This window comes from Caballeronia arationis (assembly GCF_001544975.2).
Lineage (GTDB): Bacteria > Pseudomonadota > Gammaproteobacteria > Burkholderiales > Burkholderiaceae > Caballeronia > Caballeronia arationis.
This window is the reverse complement of sequence record NZ_FCOG02000204.1, coordinates 1-7,531: the sequence shown is the minus strand read 5'-3', so window position 1 is coordinate 7,531 and position 7,531 is coordinate 1. Positions and strand designations below refer to the sequence as shown.

General features: G+C 62.7%; 6 protein-coding genes and 2 pseudogenes. 1 reads left to right on the top strand and 7 read right to left on the bottom strand.

Annotated elements, in window-relative coordinates; genetic code table 11:
• From AWB81_RS38890 to AWB81_RS38865, 5 genes and pseudogenes are all read right to left on the bottom strand, one after another.
• Positions 1 to 257: pseudogene (locus AWB81_RS38890) on the bottom strand (hypothetical protein); the annotation flags it as partial.
• Positions 258 to 408: 151 nt separating this feature from the next.
• Positions 409 to 852 carry an SET domain-containing protein gene (locus tag AWB81_RS38885; RefSeq protein ID WP_062643501.1) on the bottom strand — a complete coding sequence of 148 codons (444 nt, stop codon included), beginning with the start codon at positions 850 to 852 and terminating at the stop codon, positions 409 to 411.
• 386 nt (positions 853 to 1,238) lie between these two features.
• A pseudogene (locus tag AWB81_RS47655) lies at positions 1,239 to 1,496 on the bottom strand (HU family DNA-binding protein); the annotation flags it as partial.
• Positions 1,497 to 1,544: 48 nt separating this feature from the next.
• On the bottom strand, positions 1,545 to 1,844 hold the full coding sequence (locus AWB81_RS38870) for a YlcI/YnfO family protein (protein ID WP_062643499.1): 300 nt from the start codon (positions 1,842 to 1,844) through the stop codon (positions 1,545 to 1,547).
• An 88-nt stretch (positions 1,845 to 1,932) separates the two neighbouring features.
• Positions 1,933 to 2,763, bottom strand: coding sequence for a DNA-binding protein (locus AWB81_RS38865; RefSeq protein ID WP_374730547.1), 831 nt, complete (start codon positions 2,761 to 2,763; stop codon positions 1,933 to 1,935).
• Positions 2,764 to 3,887: 1,124 nt separating this feature from the next.
• Here AWB81_RS38865 and AWB81_RS38860 point away from each other — a divergent pair.
• Complete coding sequence (locus AWB81_RS38860) at positions 3,888 to 4,910, top strand: SDR family oxidoreductase (RefSeq protein WP_062643503.1); 1,023 nt, start codon at positions 3,888 to 3,890, stop codon at positions 4,908 to 4,910.
• A gap of 762 nt (positions 4,911 to 5,672) precedes the next feature.
• Here AWB81_RS38860 and AWB81_RS38855 read toward each other — a convergent pair.
• Both AWB81_RS38855 and AWB81_RS38850 read right to left on the bottom strand, forming a co-directional pair.
• Positions 5,673 to 6,038, bottom strand: coding sequence for a DUF29 domain-containing protein (locus AWB81_RS38855; protein WP_087135503.1), 366 nt, complete (start codon positions 6,036 to 6,038; stop codon positions 5,673 to 5,675).
• Between the two features lie 180 nt (positions 6,039 to 6,218).
• Positions 6,219 to 7,531 (bottom strand): NHL repeat-containing protein (locus tag AWB81_RS38850; RefSeq protein ID WP_268811798.1); only part of this gene is annotated, 1,313 nt, incomplete at its 5' end.

The window sequence follows — 7,531 nt, the reverse complement described above, 5'->3', positions numbered from 1 at the left end:
GCAGGCGTCACTTCATCCTCAAGGTGTCGGCGGACTGCGGTTAGCTCCGCGTGGTCGGTCAGTGGAAGGCTTGAGCCATTCTCGAGTTCGCGAACGAGCACCGTCATCGCAGGCAGCGCGCTGTCTTCAGGGTATTCGCTGGCGAGCTGCGTAAGTGAGGCGCGCGCCCCCCCCGCATGGCGACGCTGCAATTGCTCCACGACGTCGTTGCGCAGTACCACGTCGCGGCTGTCGGCAAATATATCGAGCTGTTGCATGCTTTGCTGCATCGTCGTCGCACTCAGGAATGTCGTCGATGAAGAGCGATCAGGCTAATTCATTTCCATGCGCCGGGAAAGCAGTTGCCGTTCCGTTTCGACGGTCATTCCATGGATCACCGTGCGCCAGGTGCGCCTCACAATAAGTGCGCTACCGACGCGCATCGAGCATCGTGCCGCGACAGCGGCGAGCGCCGCACCGACATGCGTAAAGGCGCTTGAGCGCCGCCGTTCGGCGCCCTTCGACGTCGAGCGCGTAGTCGATGAAGACCTCTGCGCCCTCTTCAATCTTGCGTGTCGCCCGGATGAAGATCCGGTCGCCCTCCTGTTCGGCTTCACAGTTAGGCGCGCAACTGTGATTAATCCAGCGCGCGGAGTTGCCGCCTTGTGCGCCATCGATCATGCGCCCGTCGTCGAGCCCGAAGAAGAAGGTGTGTCCGTCTTCCGCGGTGGACCGCTCATACCGGCGCTGTGCCTCTTTCGCCGAGATGATCTCGCCTTTGTACTCGAGGATTGCATCACCGACGGAGATAGTCGCCGCGGCGAACACACCACGACCATGAATGGGCGAGTGACGGACGGCTATGCGACGCATGATTGACACTCTCGCATGGGAATGAACGAAAAAATCTGTGTTGGTGTGACGACAGGCGATAATCGCATCATCGCATGTCAGCCTGTCTAGAAATGTCCGCTCTGCCTCGTCGCACGAAACTCAAACGCAAGCCAGCGCGCGGCACCCTGGTGCGTTATGAAGGCCGAATCGCGGAAGTTCTGGGCGAAGCCCGCGGGCAACGCGTCATTCACCCGGACGGACAGGAGCGCCGCACCGCGGTGAATGGGTGAACCTCATACCGCTCGAGACTCAGCTTTTCTGACTAGGTCGGGACCCGTCGAACGAGTGATGCGACAGCAAACCACCCGCCTGCGGCCGTCGCGCGCCACCCGATCGTTGCTGCGCTCACGCCTGATTGACGGCGTCTTTAAGCCTTTCCCGGCGGTGAACTTTACCGTCTTGGCCGCGGCGATATCAATGGCCTCACCGGTCTGCGGATTGCGCCCGGTCCGCGCGGCGCGTTCGCCGGTCCCGAACGATCCAAAGCCGATCAGCTGAACGGTGTCGCCTGCAGCCACCGTTTTCGAAATCGTCTCAAACACCGCATTGATCGCCTCTTCGGCGGCGGTCTTGCTCGTCCCCGACTGCGACGCAACCGCGTCAATCAGTTCCTGCTTGTTCATTGGCGTCTCTCCCTCTCTATTGAAAACGAACGCGATCTTACCGAACCGCTACGACGACGCGGAACCGCGGCTGCTATGAGGCAGATCGACCGCATCCAGGTCGAACAGATCCGAGGTCGTGCTGTGTGTGGACAGCAGCTCGGGCAAATCGCCCTTTCGAACCTTGGCCAGGGTGTCCGGCGACAGCCAGATTTCTTCCATCGCGTCGAGGCCTCCCTCGATCATCCGCTGCAAGAAGAAGGATTGCTTGCGCCCCGTGGCCTCGGCCAGCACGCGCAACCGCTGTTCGATGACGGGGTCGATGCGCACCGCCACGACCCGCAACTTGTTCTCTGCTGATCTTCTCATCCGTTTGCTCCTTTAGACCGTCGGCGCGACAGACGCACCGGCCGGCCGTGAACTGCTCGCCACTCTCTGGCGCCTACGCGGTCATTATCTACGTGCGAGCTTTCGCTCTCGACGTTTTGCCAACGGCTGCCTTTCGGGCCGCTCGCCTGACGGGCGGACCGGAGTCTGCGGCGGGCATGCGCCGCGTCGGGGAGCGCGTCGTCCCGCGCAGCGTCTTCAACTGCTCCTGAAGTGACTCGTGTGCCGCTTCAATCGCGGCGAGCTTGCCTTGCAGCACGCCGGCCTGATGGCGGGCATCGCCCTGCTGCGCCTGCAGCGCCTCGACAGTGCGACGATGCTCAGCCTCTCGCTTATCGGCGCATTTGCCTGCCTCGGCCAATTCCTTCTGAGCCTTGGTCACCGCGCTGTGTTCCCGATCGATCTCCAATAGCGCGCGCTTTTCCGTTGCGCGTAAGCGCTCCTCCGCACGACCCGCCGTCTCCCGGAGTTTTTCCAGATCACGCGAGAAGGTGTGGCGCACCGTCTCGAGTTCTCGCTCGCGCACGAGCGCCTCTTCACCGAGACGCTTGATCTCCGCCTCAAGCGCTTTACGCGTCGCGGCCTCTTCAGCCTGCTGCCGCTCCAGCTCCCGGATCTCGACCTGGGCCGCCAGCAACGCCGCGGTGCGCTGCTCGAGCGCCGTCTCGGTCCGACCCAACTCCTCGCGCGCCGCGGCCACTTTCTGTTCCGCCTTGGCGCGCTGCGCTTCGACCTCGTCGCGCAGCGCAGTCAGTTCAGCCTGCGCGGAGGTCGTCGCCCGCGTCCACAGGGCCCCGATCAGCTCGCCCGCGGCGTCGCTCAGATCCGTCGGCAGATCCGGATGCTCGATACGGGGTAGTCGTACCTTTCGTGCAAATTCTGGCGGTTTGTTTTCGAAAATTCCTTTCTGATCAATGGCTTGCAAGATTCAGCTTCGACGAGATATCAGAGCCCGGCAGAGCCTTACTGGATAAGGGTTTGCGCTAACTCACGCCAGAATTTGCACGAAAGGTACGAACACCCCAATGGGTGAGCCTCACGGCGTGACTCAGCGTAGGCCGAACGAAGCGGCTGCCCCCCGGCCAACATTTCTCCGACGCACGCGGTGAGGGGTTCGCCGCTCACGCAGATCGCGACCTCGAACGGGCGGGGCCTGTTGACCACCCTTCGATGATTGCCTGCCAGTCCCAGTGCACCTATTCGCGGTTTGGCCAGCAGTTGTCGGCCGCGCACGCCTCGGAACTCAATGATCGGGCCCGGACTGCGCCTTCATCCTCCAATTCCTGTAACGCGCCCGGCGACTGAGAGTACGTGCGTTCTCGTGCGCGCGCCGTCAACCCTCGTTCAGTTCCGGCGCCCGGGTCGGCCCGGAGCGCACGCTGCGGGATTTTGAGCGCCTTCCGCCACGGCAACTCTCTAGATTTCCGCAAATGAAGGGGTGGATAGCTCTATCTACCCCTTCATCTTCATGTCCGAACGGGTACATGTCGGCCGCTCCCCGTCCGGGAGCAGCGTCGGGCGCTCGCCTTGGGCAAAAACTTCGCGCCCCATGCGGGACAAGTCGTATTAGCACGCGTGCGCCTAATGCTGCTTGGCTCGGAACCGCAGAAAGCGTCGTGGCGGCGTTGACCGGCAGCAAAGGTTAAAGCTCCGCGCGCCGCGCCCGCGACTTGGCCGTTGTTGACAGAGCGCGGAACTCCGGAATTCTTATCAGGTATTCGTTTAATGGGGAAGGCTCACGCGGCCAAGCCCCTTCAGGCGGACAACGCGATCCGCAGGTCCCAATTCTCACTTTTACAATGCGCCGCCCCTTCTATTGGCGCCGAGAAACCGGCCGCGGGGAAGATCGACGTCTCGAATGCTGGCAATTGCCATGTGCCCCGACCGGTCCGGATAACAAGGGACGGAATTCTTTACGCAAAGAGCGCGCAACTGCTGCGCTTCCAATGGCGAGGAACTGGCACGTCCGATCAGGTACAGGCGATGCTGCTTGTCGAGCACATTTCACTGCCGGAACTCACCGATATGCGACTCAAACTGAAACCCCTGAATCAACAAGTGATCGTGATCACCGGCGCGACGAGCGGCATCGGTCTGGCGACCGCTCGTCTCGCCGCTCGGAAGGGCGCGAGCCTGATGTTGATCGCCCGGGACGAACGCGCGCTCAAGAAGGTCGCGAATGAGCTGTCAGCGCGCGGCACGTTCGTCGCGTACGCCGGCGCCGACGTCGGTGATGAGGTAGCGCTTAAACGCGCCGCCGACGCGGCCGTCGCGCACTTCGGCGGGTTCGATACGTGGGTCAACAACGCGGGCGGCTCGGTCTACGGGTTCAGCGAGGAGGTGCCGCTCGAAGATCAGCGCAAGCTCTTCGAGACGAACTTTTGGGGCGTCGTGCACGGCTCACTGATCGCCGTACGACACTTGAAAAAACGTGGCGGCGGCGCGCTGATCAATCTAGGAAGCGAACTGTCCGATGTCGCGGTGCCGCTGCAAGGCTCGTATGTCGCGTCGAAACATGCAGTAAAGGGCTATACCGACACTCTTCGCCTCGAACTGATCAATGAAGGCGCGCCGGTCTCGGTAACGCTCATTAAACCCGCCGGCATCGATACGCTCTTTGTCCAGCACGCGCGCAACCATCTCGACGTCGAGCCGAAGCTGCCGCCGCCGGTCTACGCGCCGGACATCGTCGCAAAGGCGATCCTGCATGCGGCGACGCGTCCCGAACGCGAAATCTACGTCGGTGGGGCCTCGCGCGGCACGGTAGCGTTTGGACGCGCGGCGCCGGACCTTTTTGACCGCTTCATGGGCAAGCTCGGCGTGGCGGCGCAGGTGACGAAGGAGCCGAAACGCAACGGCGACGCGCTTTACAAAGGCACAGGAAGCCTGCTCGAACGCTCGGGCAAAAATGGTCCGGTACTAGAATCAAGTCTTTACACGAGAGCAAGGCTGAATCAGCGCGCGACGGCCGGAGTGATGCTCGCGGGCGCGGCCGCGCTGCTAATCGCATCGATGGCCAAGCGGTATGTCAACCAGAGGTGCGTGTAGGTCGCGTCGACCAGGTCTTGTTTGTTTATCAAACCCCGTTCCTCTCTGTTGCAAACCAACGCGATCTTGCCCGAACCGCTAAGAATCCCAACGCTACTCCTTCTACGGTGCCGGATCACTGGCACCGTGTTCGAACTGATCCGAGGTCGTGCGGTGCTCATCCTGGAGATCTAGCAAAGCACCACTTCGAATTCCCCTCTTCTGGACGCTCGCAAGTCAGCTCGGGCTCACCAAGACGCCAAGGTTACGTTCGGCTCTTCGTCCCCGCCGTTTTCCCAGCGGTCACCTTGCGCGCTGCGACCACCTCGGCGCGACCCGCTTCGACGTCGTCACGAAGCGACGGAGCGAAAGGTCGTCGCCGCGCGCGAGGAACTCGGTCGGATCGAGACGGCGCTCGAACAACGCACCGCGGCGTTGCTAGCAGCGTAGGTAGAAATTCGGGAGTTGGTCGATGCGCACCCGACTCTTCTGTCGTAGCTCCGCCGGGACTCGCTTAGCACCGACGCCGACGTACTCATGGGTGCCGCGCCGAACCAGGTTGTGGAGGCGATTGGTGGGACGCCGAAGCGGAAAAAAACAGCGCGCAGACTTCGCGATAGAGTGCGGGCGATCCAGGGAGCCCATACGCCACGATTTTCAGTCTTCTGGAAACCAGCGGATGCCTTTTGGGGACAATCCAACGTCACGTTAATCACAGGCTTATGCACCATTTCTGTGGATAACTCGAGCCAGCTGCCTCGCGGATGCGGTTGTCTCATGCCTTTAAATCCCTTCGATGGATAGCGTCATCGCCTCTTCGAAGGTCCAGGGGCATTCGTCCGGCAGCGGAGAAACTTCGATAGCTGCCAGCCGGCGCGCGTCGGGAAAGGCCAAGCTCATGATCTGGGGCAAGCGCTCGCCTAGGCTCGGGCTGCATCCGAGCACGACCTCGATCATGGTGCGTTCCTCGACGATGGCGGCATAGGCGCTCGGAAAGCGGCGCTCGGGCAGATAGAACCACTTCAGCAGGTATTCGAGCAGCCGCTGCGTGTGCGAGCACAGCCTCGCCCGCTCCGTGCGGCCCATGCTCTCGATTTCCTCGGCGAGGTTCTCGATATCAGCCTCGTCAAGCTTGCCCTCGCGCAGCAGCTTGCCCTGCTCCCCTGCTCCTCAGTCCAGAGAACCAAGTCCTGTTCGAAAATTTCGCTGGTCTTGCTCATCTGAGCCTCCGGCTGATTCCGCTCCCGAATTTTCACGCGGAAAGACCGCCGGCAAGGCACTTTGATCATCTGAGGCTCATCTTCGGAGATTCGCGCGCGAGCCTGTAACCTAGATTTGGGGGCCCTCGCGTGAGCGCAACACGAGTTTCAGTACACTGTTGGACGACGTCACGCCGAGGGTATCGTCGTCACCGGTGAGCGTCACCCCGAGCGGCATACTCAGGCGCCCTGGCAAACAGCCCAGCCGGATGCCCTGTTGCTGTGCGACGCCTGCTACCGTAGTGACCACTCCCGCCGCCGTGATCTTGCGAATGGTGCCATTGCCAAAATCCGCCACATACAGATTGCCAACGTGGTCCGCCGCGATGTCATGCGGCGCATAGAACTGGGCGGCCGCCCCGCTGCCGTCAGCACTGCCGCTCACGCCGGCGGTGCCGGCCAGCGTGGTGACGAAGCCCGACGGGGTGATCTTCCGAATGGTATGGTTGCCCGAATCCGCCACATACACATTGCCCGCGTGGTCTGCCGCTATGCCGACCGGATAACTGAACCGCGCGGCAGCACCGCTTCCGTCGGCACTACCGTCGACGCCGGGGGTGCCGGCCAGCGTTGTAACCATGCCCGCCGCCGTGATCTTGCGGATCGTATGGCTGCTTTTGTCCGCCACATACAGATTACCGGCACGGTCCGCAGCGATGCCGCTCGGAGTATGGAACGTCGCGGCCGCCCCGCTACCGTCGGCGATTCCAGTCACGCCGGCGGTCCCGGCCGTCGTGGTAACGACGCCCGCCGGGGTAATCTTCCGGATGGTTTGGTTGCCCGAGTCCGCCACATATATATTGCCCGCGCGGCCCGCCGCTATGCCGAACGGAAAACTAAACCGCGCGGCAGCACCGCTTCCGTCGGCAGCACCCGAGACGCCGGGGGTGCCGGCCAACGTGGTGACCACGCCGGCCGCCGTGATTTTGCGGATCGACGAGTTGTTCGTATCCGCTACATACAAGTTCCCCGCGCGGTCTGCCGCAATGCCTGCCGGAAAATTGAACTCGGCGGCGGCCCCGCTGCCGTCGGCGTGACCGGTCACGACCGGGTCGCCCGCCAGCGTAGTGACCGCGCCCGCTGCCGTGATCTTGCGGATCGTGAAGTTGCTGGTATCCGCCACATACACGTGCCCCGCATAATCCGCCGCGATGCCGATTGGATAATTGAACCGCGCGGCCGCCCCGTTGCCGTCGGCGTGACCAACCACGCCCGGTCTGCCCGCCAGCGTGGTGACCGCGCCCGCCGCTGTGATCTTGCGGACGGTGTAGTTGTTCGTATCCGCCACATGTACGTTGCCCGCATCGTCCGCCGCGATGCCTGTCGGACCATCGAATTGCGCGGCAGCCCCGCTGCCGTCGCCTCTCCCGGCTACACCGGCGG